We start from the raw sequence: 14,619 nt of genomic DNA on the forward strand, positions 1-14,619 counted from the left end.
CCGCGCCAAACTTGTTCGGTATGGCCGTGGTACGCGCGAAACGCAATGGGCAGGCACCCGGATCGTTTTTTTTCCGCGTCGGTCCCGGGATTTACGTTTCTCTCACGATCGCCGGGCGCCCACCGCCCTACCACGGTGTCATCTCGTGATGTCACGGGATGCTCTCGCTGCTTCGGGGGCCGGCCAAGTCGAGATAAGCACAGATGCCAGAATCGCCCGTCGCAGAGCCAATCTCGCCAAACATCTTCGGAGCAGCGCCGCCGTCCGAGCGCTTCGCCGGCCTTGATCCGTCGACCGTCGAGGGTGCCGCCGAGCTTGCGGCAATCGCTATGCGGATAGGAAACACCCGGCGCCCCGGCGCCAAGTCCGACATTCCCGCAGGTGTCACGTACCTTACCCAGTTTGTTGTACTCGATGTGAACTTTCCGACGCGCGAAGCCGCGGCGGGCGGCCCGTCGCTCGATCTTGGTCTGATCTACGGCGACGGGCCGAAGCACCACACCTGCTCGTATCAGGTGCCGTTTCAGGCCGGGATGGCGCGCCATCTGCTCCGCATCGGCCGCACCCGTCCGACCGCATCCTCGCCGGCCTGGGGCGCGACGCGCGATCTGCCGCGGGTGTCCTGTCCGAACCTCGACGCCCGGCCGGTCGAAAGCCGCAGCGAAGTGCTCGTCCCCGACAGCGCCTCGGATTCCAACCTGCTCCTTGGTCAGGTTCAGGTGCTCTGGACACTGCTGCACAACGCGCTTGCCGCAACGCTGGCCGAGTCGCGTCGCACCGAGGTGGCATTCGATCTCGCGCGACGGATCAACCGCGCCGTCTATCGTCAGGTCGTGCGGCACGACGTGCTTGGAAGCTGGCTCCTGCCCGCGCTCCGGGCGCGCTACGCCGCCGCCGCGGGCGCTGAGTTGCGCCGTGTACCGGTCGAGTTCACCGCGGGCGTCGGCCGGCTCGGTCATGGCCTCGTGCGTGAAATCTATACCCTGAACGCCCAGACCCAGGTAGCCGGCCTGCGGACGCTGCTCCGTCACACGAGCACGGGTCGCCCCTTCGAGATGCCGCTCACCGAAGACTGGCTGGTGGATTTCTCGAACTTCTTTTCCATCGGCCGGCGTGATCCGCAGCTCGCCCGCGCCCTCGGCCCGCATGTGCCACGCCCGTTCGGCGCAGGAATGGTGCCTGGCGGCGCGGCCACGCTGGTGTTGCGCGACCTCGAGGCATGTACCCGAGGCGACCTGCGCTCGGTCCCGTCGCTGCTGCGCCGCGCGGGGGCGGCAGATCCGCAGCTTTTCACCGGGCGCTTCGGCGAGGACGGCCGGTGGCAGGCCGCCCTTGCGCGCTGGCTGACCGACGCCGGGCTCGATCCCGAAGCCGTCGGGCGGCTGTCGCAGGATCCGCCCCTCACGCTGTTTCTCATGCTCGAGGCCGAAGCTGACGCGGGCGGAAAATCACTTGGCGCGCTCGGCTCGGTCATCATGGGCGAGACGCTCGCCGCCGCCCTCGGGCCGGAACCGCAGGACCCCGAGGCCGACGCGGCAAGCGCGCTGCTGTTCCGCAACGGCGCGCCGGCCAGCATGGCCGAGGTGATCCGCTTCCTGCAATCGCACTACCGCTTTGCCGAGGGGGCGCGGCTTCACGCCCTCGACACCCCCGATCAGGACGATGCGTCGGACTCCGCTGCCGCTTGTCCCAATCGGGTTGCCTCCGGAGGTTTCGACATGCTCGACATGAACGCTCCCGCCCATCCGGCCATCCCGGAAATCGAGGTCGCCGACTACATCGAGATGGGCCGTCTGGTGGCCCAGTGGTCTGCTGATCCCGCGACGCGGCCCACGACCGTTCAGGAACTTCGCGAGCAACTCGACGGCGTCGCGGTCGTGCCGGACCGGATCCAGACCATCGAGTTCACCCAGAGCCGGCTGGATCATCTGGTGCTGGCAATGCCACCGCGCGAGATGATCGAAGGCGCGATCGAGCGGGTGACCGATCCGCTGTCCGACAGCCGCTATGCGCTGCCACAGTTTTACGCCGACCACAGCCGCCCGGGGTTCGGGCCGGTCATGACGCCGCTCGATACCCTGCTGGCGCGCGTCGGAGATCACACCATTGCCCAGTGCCGCTGACGCGGCATTCGGGCTCACGCCGCAAACCTTGCGTCAGGTTTGCTTCCTCCCTGACCACTGATACCTGCGGCTGGCTTGTCCAGCCGCTTTTTTTTCGCGCTACGGCTTCAGGTCGAGTGCCGCGCGGAAGCTGCCGTCGGTGTGGAACGGCACCGACACATGCTCCAGCGTCACCATCCATTGCCCGTCGTCGGCGCGGCGCAGCACGGTTGTCGCCCGCGCCCACCAGCCGATCGCCTCGCCGCCGCGCAGCACCTCGGTGTGCACCAGCCCATGGCAGACCGCCTGATCACCGGAGAGATCGACCAGAATGTCCTTGTGCGTGAGGATCACCGGCCCGTCCCAGCCGTCGAGCCATTCCTGCAGCGGCCCCGGCTCGACACCCTGACGCTGCAAGGGTGGCGCGAGATCGGCAACGATTGCGTCGCGGGCATAGTGCCGGGCGATCACCGCCGCATCGCGATCACGGAAGCCATGGGCGATCGCGGCAAACACCGCCTGAATCGCCCTTGCATCGGCCTCGCTCGCCTTCGCTGCCGGGTCAGACATCGACGATCGGCTCGAAGCCGCCATAAATCATTCGCGTACCGTCGAACGGCATCTGGCTCATGTCCTGCGACATGCGCGGATCCTTCATCGCCGCGGCGTTCCCCGCGTCTCGTGCTTCGCGCGAGGGCCACTCGATCCACGAGAAGACCACGGTCTCGTCATCCTTCTCCTGCACCGCCATCGGGAAGGATGTGACCTTTCCATCGGGCACGTCATCTCCCCAGCATTCGACGCAACGCGTCGCGCCATGGTCGCGGAACACCGCCATCGCCGCCATGGCCATCTCGCGGTAGGCCTCGCGCTTCGCGGTGGGCACCGCCACGACGAATCCATCAACGTAGCTCATCACACAGCTCCCTTTCGGTTTCAGGCGTGAGGATCGTTTCGAGGTAACGCAGCAGATGCCCGACGCTCTCGCGGGCGATTTCCGCCGAACCGGTCGCCTTGGCGAGGATGAAGGCCCCCTGCAGCGTTCCCTGAATGTGCCGTGAGAGGCTGGCCGCCGACCATTCCGGCCGGGTCCGCCCCGCCGCACCGAGCGCCGCTGCAATGTCGGGCTCGAAGCTCTCGGTATGCTTGAGCAGTTCCGCCTCGCACGCCGCGCGGATGCCCGGGTGGCTCGCGTAGGTCTCCTGCACCATCGTGCCGAGCAGGCAGGTGTACTCTGCCGCCTCGCCTCCAATGATGTCGTGCCGGAACCTGACGTAGCCGAGGATTCGCTCGCGGGGCGTGGCGAGGTCGCGGAACGGCGCCGTGTCGAAGAGGCCGGCAGCCATCTCGCCGAAGCGATGAGCGGCGGCGATCGCCAGATCGTCCTTGGAGCGGAAGTGGTGGAAGAACGCGCCCTTGGTCAGCCCGGCGCGTTGGCAAAGGTCATCGACGCTGGTCGCGGCGTAGCCCTTCTCGCGGATCACCGCGAGTGCCGCATCGAGCAACCTGTTCCGACCTTCACCGCGCGCCATCGAGCCTCCCTCGCTGGCTCAAAGATACGAACCGGTCGGTATGTGTGTCAACCCGCCTGGCGGGCGCGCTCGACAGCGGGCAGGGGCAGGTTGTCGATGAGGCGGATATCTCCGAGCCACGCCGCCACCAGCAGCCGCGCCGGCGCCTCCGCACTCTCGGTCGGGGCCATGTCGGCATCGCGGCGCAGTTCAAGGTATTCGACCGACCGGAACCCCGCCGCGACGATCGCCGCGCGTGCGTCATCGAGCGCGACAGCGACCGGGGTGCCCGCGACGATGGCGCGAGCGGCGACGTCGAGGGCTTGCGGGAGTGCCGGGGCCGCGGCGCGCTCGGCCTCGGAGAGGCGCAGATTGCGCGATGACAGCGCCAGCGCGTCCGACTCGCGCACCGTCGGGCAGCCGACGATCTCGCAGGGGATGTCGAGGTCGGTCACCAGCCGGCGGACCACCTGCAACTGCTGCCAGTCCTTTTCCCCGAAGTAGGCCCGATCGGCACCGGTCTGCAGCAAGAGCTTGGTGACGACCGTCGCCACCCCGTCGAAATGCCCCGGCCGGTGCGTGCCGCAGAGCCCCTCGCTCACGCCCGCGACCGAGACCGTGGTGGAAAACCCCTCCGGGTAGATCTGGTCCCCGTCGGGCACGTAGAGCACGTCCACCGCGAGCGGCCCGAGCTTTTCGGCGTCGGACGCCTCGGTGCGGGGATAGGCGGCGAGATCGGCCGGGTTGTTGAACTGCCGCGGGTTGACGAAAAGCGTCACCACCACCCGGTCACTGCCGGCCTTTGCGGCGCGCACCAGGCTGAGATGCCCGGCGTGCAGCGCCCCCATGGTCGGAACGACGCCAACCGTCTCGCCTGCGGCCTTCCAGCCAGCGACGATGGCGCGCAGCTCGTTGCGGCTGCGAATGATCGGGACGGGCATGGCGGCGCTCCGGCAGGAGTTCGGTCAGGCGTCGGGAAAGGTATGCTCGGGCGCGGGAAACGTCCGCGCGCGCACGTCCGCGGCATAGGCGGCGATCGCCGCGTCCGCCGCCTGGCCGAGCTCCGCATAGCGCCGCACGAACGAGGGGCGGAAGTCCGTGAAGAGCCCCAGCATGTCGTCGATCACGAGGATCTGGCCGTCGCATGCGGGCGAGGCGCCGATGCCGATGGTCGGAATCGGGATCGCCTCGGTGATGCGCCGCGCCAGCGGCTCGGCAATCTTTTCCAGCACCACCGAGAACGCGCCGGCCTCGGCCACCGCCTTTGCATCGGCGAGCACCCGGTCGGCGTCGGCGCCGCGGCCCTGCACCCGGTAGCCGCCGGTGGTGTTCACCTGCTGCGGCATCAGGCCGACGTGCGCCATGACCGGGATCGACCGCGCGGTCAGGAAGGCGATCGTCTCGGCCATGGTCTCGCCGCCTTCGAGCTTCACCGCGGCGCAGCCGGTCTCGGTCATGATCCGCGCCGCGGTCTCGAAGGCCCGTGCCGGACCAGCCTCGTAGGAGCCGAACGGCATGTCGACGACGAGCAGAGCGTTGGACGTGCCGCGACGCACCGCCTGACCGTGCAGGATCATCATCTCGGTCGTCACGCCAACCGTGGACGGCAGGCCGTGGACCACCATCCCGAGGCTGTCACCGACGAGAATGACGTCGGCATGCGCATCGACGAGCCGCGCCATCGGGGTGGTGTAGGCGGTGAGGCAGACCAGCGGCTCCCGGCCCTTGCGGGCCAGCACCGCCGCAGGTGTCACCGCCTTGCGTGGAACATGCGTGCTCATTGGATTTCCGATCCTTTCAGGCGGGATCAGTCCTCGCCGCCGCCTTCGTAGATTGCCCGCTCGTTCGCAGTCGCGACGCGCAGGATGTTGGTGCTGCCGGCGACGCCGAACGGAATGCCGGCGGTGACGACGATGCGGTCGTCGAGCGAGGCAAAGCCGTGCTCGCGCGCCACCCGCGCGGCGTTCACCACGGCGAGCTTGAAGCGATCGACCTCGGGAACCACGACGCAGTGCAGCCCCCAGCTCAGCGCCAGCCGGCGCGCGGTATCGACCTTCGGCGTCAGGGCGATGATCGGCACCCGTGGACGCTCGCGCGCGGCGAGCAGCGCGGTCGTGCCCGAATGGCTGAAGCAGCAGATCGCCTTCACCTTCGTCGTCTCGGCCACTTCACGCGCCGCGACGGTGATGGCGTCAGAAACGCCGGAGCGGCCAACGGTCCGCTGCGCCTCGATCACCGGCCGGAAGGTGGTGTCGCTTTCCACGGACTCGGCGACGTTGTTCATCATCGCCACCGCCTCGATCGGGTATTCGCCCGCAGCGGATTCGGCCGAAAGCATCACCGCGTCCGCGCCCTCGTAGATCGCGGTCGCCACGTCGGAGACCTCGGCGCGGGTCGGCACCGGGCTGGTGATCATGCTCTCGAGCATCTGGGTCGCGACGATCACCGGCTTGCCGACCATGCGGCAGGCCCGCGTCAGGCGCTTCTGGATCGGCGGCACGCGATGTACCGGCAGCTCGACGCCAAGGTCGCCGCGTGCCACCATGATGCCGTCGGAGGCGTCGAGGATTTCCTGGAAGGCATTCACCGCCGCCGGCTTCTCGATCTTCGAGAGGATCGCCGCTCGACCATCGGCGAGCTCACGCGCCTCGTAAACGTCGCTGGCGCGTTGCACGAACGAGAGCGCCAGCCAGTCGATGCCGAGGTTGCAGGCGAATTCGAGATCCTTGCGATCCTTCTCGGACAGCGCCGCCAGCGGCAGCACCACGTCGGGCACGTTCACGCCCTTGCGGTTCGAGATTTCGCCACCGACCACCACCTCGGTCATCGCGTGATCCGGCGAACACTCCGTCACCCGGACGCGGATCTTGCCGTCGTTCACGAGCAGCGTGGAGCCGACCTCAAGCGCCTGGAAAATCTCCGGATGCGGCAGACAGACGCGGGTCTCGTCCCCTTCGGCCGGATCGAGATCGAAGCGGAAGCTCTGGCCTTCGACGAGGGTGAGCGGCCCGTTCGCGAAGGCGCCGCAGCGCAGCTTCGGTCCCTGCAGGTCGGCGAGGATGCCGATCGGCCGGCCGAGCTCGGCCTCGACCTTGCGGATCATCTGGTGTCGGAGCGCGATGTCTTCCTGGGTGCCGTGGCTCATGTTGAGTCGGAAGACGTCGGCACCCGCCACGAAGAGATCCCGGATCATTTCGTAACTGTCGGAGGACGGGCCGAGCGTTGCGACGATCTTGACGTTGCGCTGGCGACGGATCGCGGTCATGCGGAGCTAATTCCCATCCGGTACTGACACGGGCGCCTTTATAGCGGAACGACCGGGGTATGGAACGGCTAATGCGGACCAATCCCCGATTTATCCCCCTGTCATCTAACTGTGTGATTTGTTCGCGTCGGCGAGAGCCTCCGGCAAGGCGGCGGCGAAGGCGTCGAGGTCCGGCGGACGTCCGGCACTGACCCGGATGCAGCGGTCGAGCGGCGCCACGCCCGGCTTGCGCACGAAAACCCCGCGGCGGACGAGCCCGTCGAGCACCGCCGTGGCAAAGCGCCCGTCGCCGCCGCAGTCGACGGCGACGAAGTTCGTGGCCGACAGCAGGGTGCGCAGACCGTTCGCGGCGGCGATTTCGGCGATCCGGGCCTTTGCCGCCGCCACCTCCTCACGCACGTGGCCGAGCCAGGCGTGATCCCCGAGCGCCGCGATGGCGCCCGCCACCGACATCCGGTTCATGCCGAAGTGGTTTCTCACCCGGTCGAACGCCGCGATCAGCTCCGGGTGACCGATGGCGTAGCCGATCCGCGCGCCGGCCATGCCGTGCGCCTTGGAGAACGTCCGCATGCGGATCACCCTCGGCTCGGCCGGATCAAGGGGCGGGATCGCGTCGTCGGGCGCGAAGTCCGCGTATGCCTCATCGAGGCAGAGCACGGCGCCACCGGGAAGGCGGCCGATCATCTCCGAGATTGCCCGGCCGGAGTGCCACGTCCCCATCGGGTTGTCGGGATTCGCGAGATAGACCAGCGGCGCGCCGGCCTTGCGCGTGGCGAGAAGCAGCGCCTCGGGGTCCTCCTGATCGCGCCGGTAGGGCACCGTCTGCAGCACCCCGCCGAAGCCCGCCACGTGATAGTTGAAGGTCGGATAGGCGCCCGCCGAGGTGACGACCGGCGTCCCCGGCCCCACCAGCAGCCGCACGAGGTTGCCGAGGATGCCGTCGATCCCCTCGCCCACGGTGATGTTCTGCGGACGAACCCCGTGATGCGCCGCCAGAGCGGCTTTCAGGTCGTGAAGCTCGGGGTCGGCATACATCCAGACCTCGGATGCCGCCGCCGCCATGGCGGCGATCGCTTTCGGCGAGGGACCGAAGACGCTTTCGTTCGCGCCGATCCGCGCCACGAACGGCCGGCGGAGGGCGCGCTCCTGCGCCTCGGGTCCGACGAAGGGCACGGTGGCGGGGAGGCTGGCGGCGAGCGGTGTCAGACGCATGGGTGTGACGGAACCGATGTCATGCAGGGGCTTTCGCTATCAAGGGCGGGAGCTTTCGCTCCCGTCCATCACTCCTTGGTCTTGTCGCTCTTCGGATCGTTGAGCGCGAGCACGATGTCGCCGATCTGCGGCATGTAGCGCTCGCCCATGCCCATCGCCACGCCGAGCTTCAGGGTCTGAAGCGCCCCGTCCGACATGAGCGTCGCCGCGCCGTGCCGGTTCGCGAGACGGTTGTAGTAGGTCAGATCCTTGCAGCCGTTGACGATGGTGAACTTGTGCGCCCCGGCGTCGCGGTCGACCGCGTACTGGGAAAACGACTGGAAGTTGCCGCAGTTCATCCCCGAGTTCGTGACGATCTCGCGAAAGACCGCCGGATCGGCGCCGACCTTGTCCACCATGGCGTAGCACTCGGCCCAGATCGAGGCATAGCCGAGGGCGACGAGGTTGTTGATGAGCTTCAGCGCGTGCGCCGAGCCCACCGGCCCGCCTGTCGGGATCACCACGTTCGCCCATGTGGCGAGGAGCGGGCGCCACTTCTCGATGAGCTCCGCCGGGCCGCCGACGTAGGTCGTGGCCTCGCCGTCCCAGGTGTGCTGCGGCGTGCGCGACAGCGGCGCGTCGAGCAGCGAGATGCCCTTCTCGCCAAGCTCCGCCGCCAGCCGCTCGGTCACGTCCGGCTCGGAGGTCGATGAGTCGATGATGGTGAGGCCCGGCTTCGCGGCCGGCACGATCGAGGCGACGATCGCCTGAACCTGCGGAGCCCCGGTGACACAGAGCACGATCACGTCGCATTCCGCCGCCAGCGCCGCGACGTCGGGACATTCCACGGCGCCGCGCTTCACGAGGTCGTCCACCGCCTCGCGCTTGCGGTGCGCGACCACGCGGAGCGGGTAGCCCTTTTCCACGGCGTTCTTCGCCATGCCCCAGCCCATGAGCCCCACGCCCACGAACCCGACGACGGGCAGTCCGGTTGCTTGCGTTGCATTACTCTCGGTCATCGGCGTCTCCCTGGTCGCTCTCGTTTCCCGATTGTCGAGCCGTTAAACCCGCCGGGCGCCGCTTAGTCCAGCACCTCGTCCAGCACCTCGAAGTGGGCCACGATCGACGTGAGCAGCACGAGCAGCGCGAAGAACAGGAAGGCCGCATGGAACCGCCTGTCGACGACGAAGATGCCGATGATCGCGAGCCCCGCCAGAATTGGCTGGCGCCAGAGATACGTCGGGCCGAGCTCCGCGAGGTGCGCCGGGCCCTTGATCGCGCTGTCCACGATGTCCGCGAGGAAGATCGCCGCGAGGAGCCCGTAGAACCAGCCCTGCCGCGCGTGGAAATATTCGGCGAAGCCCGTATATTCATCCATCCGGTCGGGAAAAAGCAACGCAGACGTGAAGAAATATAGCGCGGCGTAGCCGACGACAAAGAGATACTTCTCGAACGTCCACTTCTGCACGAGGACAAGCTCGTACTCGAACCACCAGAACAGCATCACGGAGAGCAGCAGGTAGATGCACCAGCCGAGGTGGATCGGATAGATCTGCTGCCGGGAGGGGTGCTGCACGAAGCGCGCGAGGCCGTTCAGGAGCCGCGCGATGGTGAGGCCCGCGACCACACCGATGATGACCCTCAGGTGAAAGTACTGATCGTGCACGGAATCCTCCGACGGCAGGGCCGCAGTTGTTGTGTCCCGGAGCGTCACGTGGTCAACATTCGCCCCCCGAGCGAAGGAAATGCCATGAAGCCTGAGATCCTGCAAATTTGCCCCATGTCACCGCGGATCGAGGCGGCGTTCGATGCGGCCTATGTCGTGCACCGGTACTGGGATGCGCCCGACCGCGCCGGTCTTCTCGCCGCGCACGGGCCGGCGATCCGCGGGGTGGCGACGGACGGACACTACGGCATCGCCCCGGAGATCATGGCGGCGCTGCCGGCGCTCGAAATCGTTGCGAGCTACGGCGTCGGTTACGACGCCATCGACATCGCCGCCTGCAAGGCGCGCGGCGTCCACGTGTCGAACACGCCCGATGTGCTGAACGACGCGGTGGCCGAGATGGCGATCGGCCTGATGCACGCGCTTGTGCGGCGCATCCCGCAGGCGGACGCCTTCGTGCGCGAGGGCAAGTGGCTCGACGGCACGTTCGGGCTCACCGGCGAGCTGACCGGCGCCCATGTGGGCATCCTCGGGCTGGGACGGATCGGCAAGGAGATCGCCCGGCGCCTGCAGGTGTCGAAGATGCGCGTCTCCTACCACGGCCGCCATGAGCAGGCGTTCGAGCCCTATGTCTACTATCCCGACCTCGTGGCCATGGCGCGCGACGTGGACTGGCTGGTGGCGATCGCGCCGGGGAACGCCGCGACCCGCGGCATCGTCTCGCGCGAGGTGCTGACCGCCCTCGGGCCACGGGGCAACTTCGTCAACGTCGGTCGCGGCTCGCTGGTCGACGAGCCGGCAATGGTCGAGCTGCTGGTCTCGGGCGGTCTCGGCGGTGCGGGGCTCGATGTCTTCGCCGACGAGCCCCGGGTGCCCGAAGCGCTGCTTGGCCTGCCGAACGTCGTGCTCTCGCCGCATCAGGGCTCCGCGACCGAGAAGACCCGGACGGCGATGGGGGATCTGGTGGTGCAGAATCTCGCCGCACATTTCGCCGGCGACCCGCTGCTGACCCCGGTGGTCTGAGCGGCCGAGGGCGCGGCGGCAAGCGTGCAGTCGCGAGCCCGCGCTTGACGCCTGCCGCGTGGCGCCGTACCGGGCCGGCATGGCCGAGCCACCGCTTCTCACTCTCGCTGACATCCGCCTGACCTTCGGCGGCGACCCGCTGTTCGCGGGAATGGACCTTGCCGTGCATCCCGGCGAGCGCATCGCGCTCGTGGGCCGGAACGGCTCGGGCAAGTCCACGCTCATGCAGGTGATGGCGGGCTCGGTGCAGCCCGACTCCGGTGAACGGTTCGTGCGGCCGGGGACGCTCATTGGCTACATGGCGCAGGACCCGGATTTTGCCGGCTTCACGACGCTCGGTGATTTCGTCGCGGGGGGTCTCGACGAGGCCGAGAGCTGGCGCGCGGCCGCGGCGATGGACGGGCTGAAGCTCGACGGCGGGCTCGACCCCGCGCAGGCCTCGGGCGGCGAGCGGCGGCGCGCGGCGCTGGCGCGGCTGATCGCGTCCGAGCCGGACCTCATGCTCCTCGACGAGCCGACGAACCATCTCGACATCACCGCGATCGCCTGGCTTGAGGCGCATCTTGCCGCGTCGCGCACCGCGTTCGTGGTGGTAAGCCACGACCGGGCGTTCCTGAAGAGCCTGACCGATCGCATCCTCTGGGTCGACCGCGGCGAGGTGCGCCGGCTCGACCGCGGCTTTGCCGCCTTCGAGGAGTGGCGTGACAAGGTCTTCGACGAAGAGGACATGGCCCGCCACAAGCTCGACCGCCTGATCAAGGCCGAAGGCCGCTGGGCGGTCGAAGGCATCTCGGCGCGGCGCAAGCGCAACATGGGGCGCGTCCGCCGTCTCGCCGAACTGCGGCAGGACCGCCGGGAGGCGATCCAGCGCACCGGCGCCGCGTCGCTCGCCTTCGAGTCCGGCCCGATGTCCGGGCGGCTGGTGGTGGAAGCCGAGGGGATCGGCAAGGCGTTCGGCGATCGCGGGATCATCGGGGATTTCTCGATGAAGATCGCCCGCGGCGACCGGGTGGCGCTGGTCGGCCCGAATGGCGCGGGCAAGACCACGCTGCTCAGGATGCTGACCGGCGAGCTAGCGCCCGACACCGGCCGGGTGCGGCTCGGCGCCAATCTGGTGACGGCGGTCTTCGACCAGAACCGCACCGCGCTCGACCCGGAGGCGTCGCTCTGGGAGACGCTGACCGGGGATGCACCGGGGCGCAACGATCAGGTGATGGTGCGCGGCAAGCCACGCCACGTGGTGGGCTATCTCAAGGATTTCCTTTTCGCCGAGTCGCAGGCGCGCGGGCCGGTCTCGGCGCTCTCGGGCGGCGAGCGGGCGCGGCTGCTGCTCGCGAAGCTGATGGCGACCGAGTCGAACCTGCTCGTGCTCGACGAGCCGACGAACGACCTCGACGTCGAGACCCTCGACCTGCTTGAGGAGATCGTCGGCGACTATGACGGTACGGTGCTGCTCGTCAGCCACGACCGCGACTTCATCGACCGGGTGGCGTCGACGACCATCGCCATGGAGGGCGACGGCCGCGCCACGGTCTATGCCGGCGGCTGGACCGACTACCGCGCCCAGCGCGGCGCGCGCCCCGGTGCAGAGGCGCCGAAGGCGACGCGCCCGGCGTCACAGACAGCGGCGCCACAGACTGCGGCACCGCAACGCGCCGCCGAGCCGGCCCGCGCGCGGCTGAGCTTCACCCAGACGCACCGGCTCGCCCAGCTTCCGGCCGAGATCGACCGGCTGAGTGCCGAGATCGGCAAGCTCGAGATACTGCTCGCCGACCCGGGCCTCTTCACCCGGGAGCCCGCGAAGTTCGCCAAGGCGAGCGAGGCGCTGGTCGCACGGCAGCAGGCCCTCGGTAACGCCGAGGATGAATGGCTGACGCTCGAAGCGCTGCGCGAGGAAGCCGAAGGCTGAGGGCTATTCCCGGCCCTCGGTGATCAGCCGCCGCTGCGCCGTGAGGCGCGCGACCGCGAAATCCGCGAACCGGCGCACCGCCGGCAGACGCTGAAGCTCCGGCGTCATCAGCAGATACCACGGTCCGGCCAGTTCGGGCAGCGGCGCGAAGCAGCGCAGGAGCCCGGTGTCCTGCTCGGCGTCGATGCAGGGCAGGAGCCCGACCCCCATTCCCGCCCGCACCGCGCCGCGCATGTTGCCGACGGTGTTGCAGCGCGCGACGATCCGGTTCTCGTCGACGCGGACCGCCATCCAGCGGCTCCGGGCGGTTGCCGACAGCGGCTTGTCGTACAGCACCGCCGCATGCTCGCGAAGCGCGTCTGGCGTCTGCGGCATCCCGTTCTCGGCGGCATAGCTCCGGCTGCAGTAGACCGTCCAGCCGAAGTCGGGCAGGCGGCGGGCGATGAGGGTCTCCGGTATCCGCTGCTCGGTGGCGCGGAAGGCGATGTCCGCCTCGCCGGCGGCGAGATCGAGATGGTTGTCGCTCGCCACCTGCTCGATCGTCACGCCCGGCCGCTCGTCGTGATAGGCAGCGACGATATGGGCGATGAGGTGGTGGAACACGACCTCCGGGGCTGTCACCCGCACCACGCTGCGAGCGAGCCGTCGCAGTCGTTCCGCCTCGGCCACGGCCTCGTTCACCGCCAGTTCGACGACCTCCGCCGCCGGAAGGAGCGACCGGCCGTGTTCGGTGAGCGCATAGCCGGTGGAGCGTCGCGCAAAAAGGGTCAGCCCCAGCGCATGTTCGAGCGCATGGACGCGCCGGCCGACAGTCGTCTGGTTCACCCCAAGCGCACGGGCGGCGGCGAGGGTCGAACCCTCCCGCGCCACTCCGAGGAAAACCTTCAGATCGTCCCAGTCGAGCATGTTACATTCTGCACCCTTGCAGAACCACTATGCAAGGTCCGGGCTTCTCCCGAAGGGTAGAATCGCGGGATAGTGCGGGCGTTCGATTATTTTGAGATTCTGTACCCACGGGAGTTGTCCACATGAATGCCCCGATGAACGCGGCGGCCACAAGCCGCCCGGTCAAGACGCGTGACCTGCACAATCATCACTTCGATTCTACAATCTGGGACGAATTCAAATTTAGAGACGATGACGTCGTCATTGCAACTTATGCGAAGTCCGGCACAACCTGGATGCAGCAGATCGTGAGCCAGCTTCTGTTCGACGGCGCGCCCGATCTGCCCGTTGCCGAAATGTCGCCATGGCTCGACCTGCGGGTTCCCCCCAAGGCGGTGAAGCTCGCCGCCGTCGAGGCGCAGACCCATCGCCGGTTCCTCAAGACGCATCTGCCCGTCGATGCGCTCGTCTTCAGTCCGGAGGCGAAATACCTCTACCTCGGCCGTGACGGCCGGGACGTGGTGTGGAGCCTCTACAACCACCATGCAAACGCCAATGCGCTCTGGTATTCGGCGCTGAACGACACGCCCGGCCTCGTCGGCGAGCCGATCGCGCCGCCGCCGGATTCGGTCGTGGATTATTTCGAGGAATGGCTGCGCCGAGACGGCTATCCGTTCTGGTCGTACTGGGAGAACCTCCGGTCGTGGTGGGCGATCCGCGACCTGCCGAACGTCCGCATCGTGCATTTCGCCGATCTGAAGGCGGATATGCCCGGCGAGCTGAGGCGAATCGCGGCGTTCCTCGGCATCCCGATCCGCGAGACCCGGTGGGACGACATCCTCACCCACTGCTCGTTCGCCTACATGAAGGCCAACGCCACCGCGAGCGTCCCGCTCGGCGGGGCGTTCTGGGAGGGTGGCGCGCAGACGTTCGTCCACAAGGGCACCAACGGCCGCTGGCGCGACGTGCTGCCGACCGACCTCTCGGACGCCTACGAGCGCCGCGCCGTCGAGGAGCTTGGACCGGAGTGTGCCGAGTGGCTGAAGACGGGCGGCCTGAGGAACTGA

Annotated in this window: 14 protein-coding genes; 4 read left to right on the forward strand and 10 right to left on the reverse strand. The window is 68.3% G+C overall.

Features of this window, described 5'->3' with window-relative positions; all coding sequences use genetic code 11:
- Positions 1-203 precede the first annotated feature (203 nt).
- A complete protein-coding gene (locus tag HNP73_RS06680; RefSeq protein ID WP_184147795.1) occupies positions 204-2,123 on the forward strand; it encodes a peroxidase family protein in 1,920 nt (639 codons plus the stop codon).
- A 99-nt stretch (positions 2,124-2,222) separates the two neighbouring features.
- On the opposite strand, the gene HNP73_RS06685 is transcribed toward HNP73_RS06680, so the two are convergent.
- The 9 genes from HNP73_RS06685 to HNP73_RS06725 all read right to left on the reverse strand — a co-directional run bounded on the left by HNP73_RS06685 (position 2,223) and on the right by HNP73_RS06725 (position 9,735).
- Positions 2,223-2,672 (reverse strand): YybH family protein, encoded by a 450-nt coding sequence (locus tag HNP73_RS06685; RefSeq protein WP_184147796.1) that lies wholly within the window; start codon positions 2,670-2,672, stop codon positions 2,223-2,225.
- Positions 2,665-3,018, reverse strand: coding sequence for a DUF1428 domain-containing protein (locus tag HNP73_RS06690; RefSeq protein ID WP_184147797.1), 354 nt, complete (start codon positions 3,016-3,018; stop codon positions 2,665-2,667). Before HNP73_RS06690 ends, HNP73_RS06685 begins: the two co-directional genes overlap by 8 nt.
- Positions 3,005-3,634, reverse strand: a complete 630-nt coding sequence (locus tag HNP73_RS06695; protein WP_184147798.1) for a TetR/AcrR family transcriptional regulator — start codon at positions 3,632-3,634, stop codon at positions 3,005-3,007. Before HNP73_RS06695 ends, HNP73_RS06690 begins: the two co-directional genes overlap by 14 nt.
- Before the next feature lie 47 nt (positions 3,635-3,681).
- A complete protein-coding gene (panC, locus tag HNP73_RS06700; RefSeq protein ID WP_184147799.1) occupies positions 3,682-4,554 on the reverse strand; it encodes a pantoate--beta-alanine ligase in 873 nt (290 codons plus the stop codon).
- A gap of 24 nt (positions 4,555-4,578) precedes the next feature.
- A complete protein-coding gene (panB, locus tag HNP73_RS06705; RefSeq protein WP_184147800.1) occupies positions 4,579-5,394 on the reverse strand; it encodes a 3-methyl-2-oxobutanoate hydroxymethyltransferase in 816 nt (271 codons plus the stop codon).
- A gap of 26 nt (positions 5,395-5,420) precedes the next feature.
- Positions 5,421-6,869 carry a pyruvate kinase gene (gene pyk / locus HNP73_RS06710; protein ID WP_184148071.1) on the reverse strand — a complete coding sequence of 483 codons (1,449 nt, stop codon included), beginning with the start codon at positions 6,867-6,869 and terminating at the stop codon, positions 5,421-5,423.
- Positions 6,870-6,983: 114 nt separating this feature from the next.
- Positions 6,984-8,090, reverse strand: coding sequence for a pyridoxal phosphate-dependent aminotransferase (locus HNP73_RS06715; protein WP_184147801.1), 1,107 nt, complete (start codon positions 8,088-8,090; stop codon positions 6,984-6,986).
- A gap of 68 nt (positions 8,091-8,158) precedes the next feature.
- Positions 8,159-9,088 (reverse strand): NAD(P)-dependent oxidoreductase, encoded by a 930-nt coding sequence (locus tag HNP73_RS06720; RefSeq protein ID WP_184147802.1) that lies wholly within the window; start codon positions 9,086-9,088, stop codon positions 8,159-8,161.
- Positions 9,089-9,150: 62 nt separating this feature from the next.
- Positions 9,151-9,735, reverse strand: a complete 585-nt coding sequence (locus tag HNP73_RS06725; RefSeq protein WP_221288242.1) for a hypothetical protein — start codon at positions 9,733-9,735, stop codon at positions 9,151-9,153.
- Between the two features lie 84 nt (positions 9,736-9,819).
- Between HNP73_RS06725 and HNP73_RS06730 the strand changes: the two genes are divergently transcribed.
- Both HNP73_RS06730 and HNP73_RS06735 read left to right on the forward strand, forming a co-directional pair.
- Entirely contained in the window at positions 9,820-10,758 is a 939-nt protein-coding gene (locus tag HNP73_RS06730) for a 2-hydroxyacid dehydrogenase (protein ID WP_184147803.1), read from the forward strand.
- 79 nt (positions 10,759-10,837) lie between these two features.
- Positions 10,838-12,667, forward strand: coding sequence for an ABC-F family ATP-binding cassette domain-containing protein (locus HNP73_RS06735; RefSeq protein WP_184148073.1), 1,830 nt, complete (start codon positions 10,838-10,840; stop codon positions 12,665-12,667).
- A gap of 3 nt (positions 12,668-12,670) precedes the next feature.
- On the opposite strand, the gene HNP73_RS06740 is transcribed toward HNP73_RS06735, so the two are convergent.
- Positions 12,671-13,573: a LysR family transcriptional regulator gene (locus tag HNP73_RS06740; RefSeq protein WP_184147804.1), complete on the reverse strand. Its 903-nt coding sequence runs from the start codon at positions 13,571-13,573 to the stop codon at positions 12,671-12,673.
- A 122-nt stretch (positions 13,574-13,695) separates the two neighbouring features.
- On the opposite strand from HNP73_RS06740, the gene HNP73_RS06745 reads away from it, so the two are divergent.
- The gene (locus HNP73_RS06745) at positions 13,696-14,619 is read left to right on the forward strand and encodes a sulfotransferase domain-containing protein (RefSeq protein WP_221288245.1); all 924 of its coding nucleotides are present in this window, start codon (positions 13,696-13,698) and stop codon (positions 14,617-14,619) included.

Origin of the sequence: Amaricoccus macauensis (genome assembly GCF_014201905.1) — a bacterium.
Classification (GTDB): domain Bacteria; phylum Pseudomonadota; class Alphaproteobacteria; order Rhodobacterales; family Rhodobacteraceae; genus Amaricoccus; species Amaricoccus macauensis.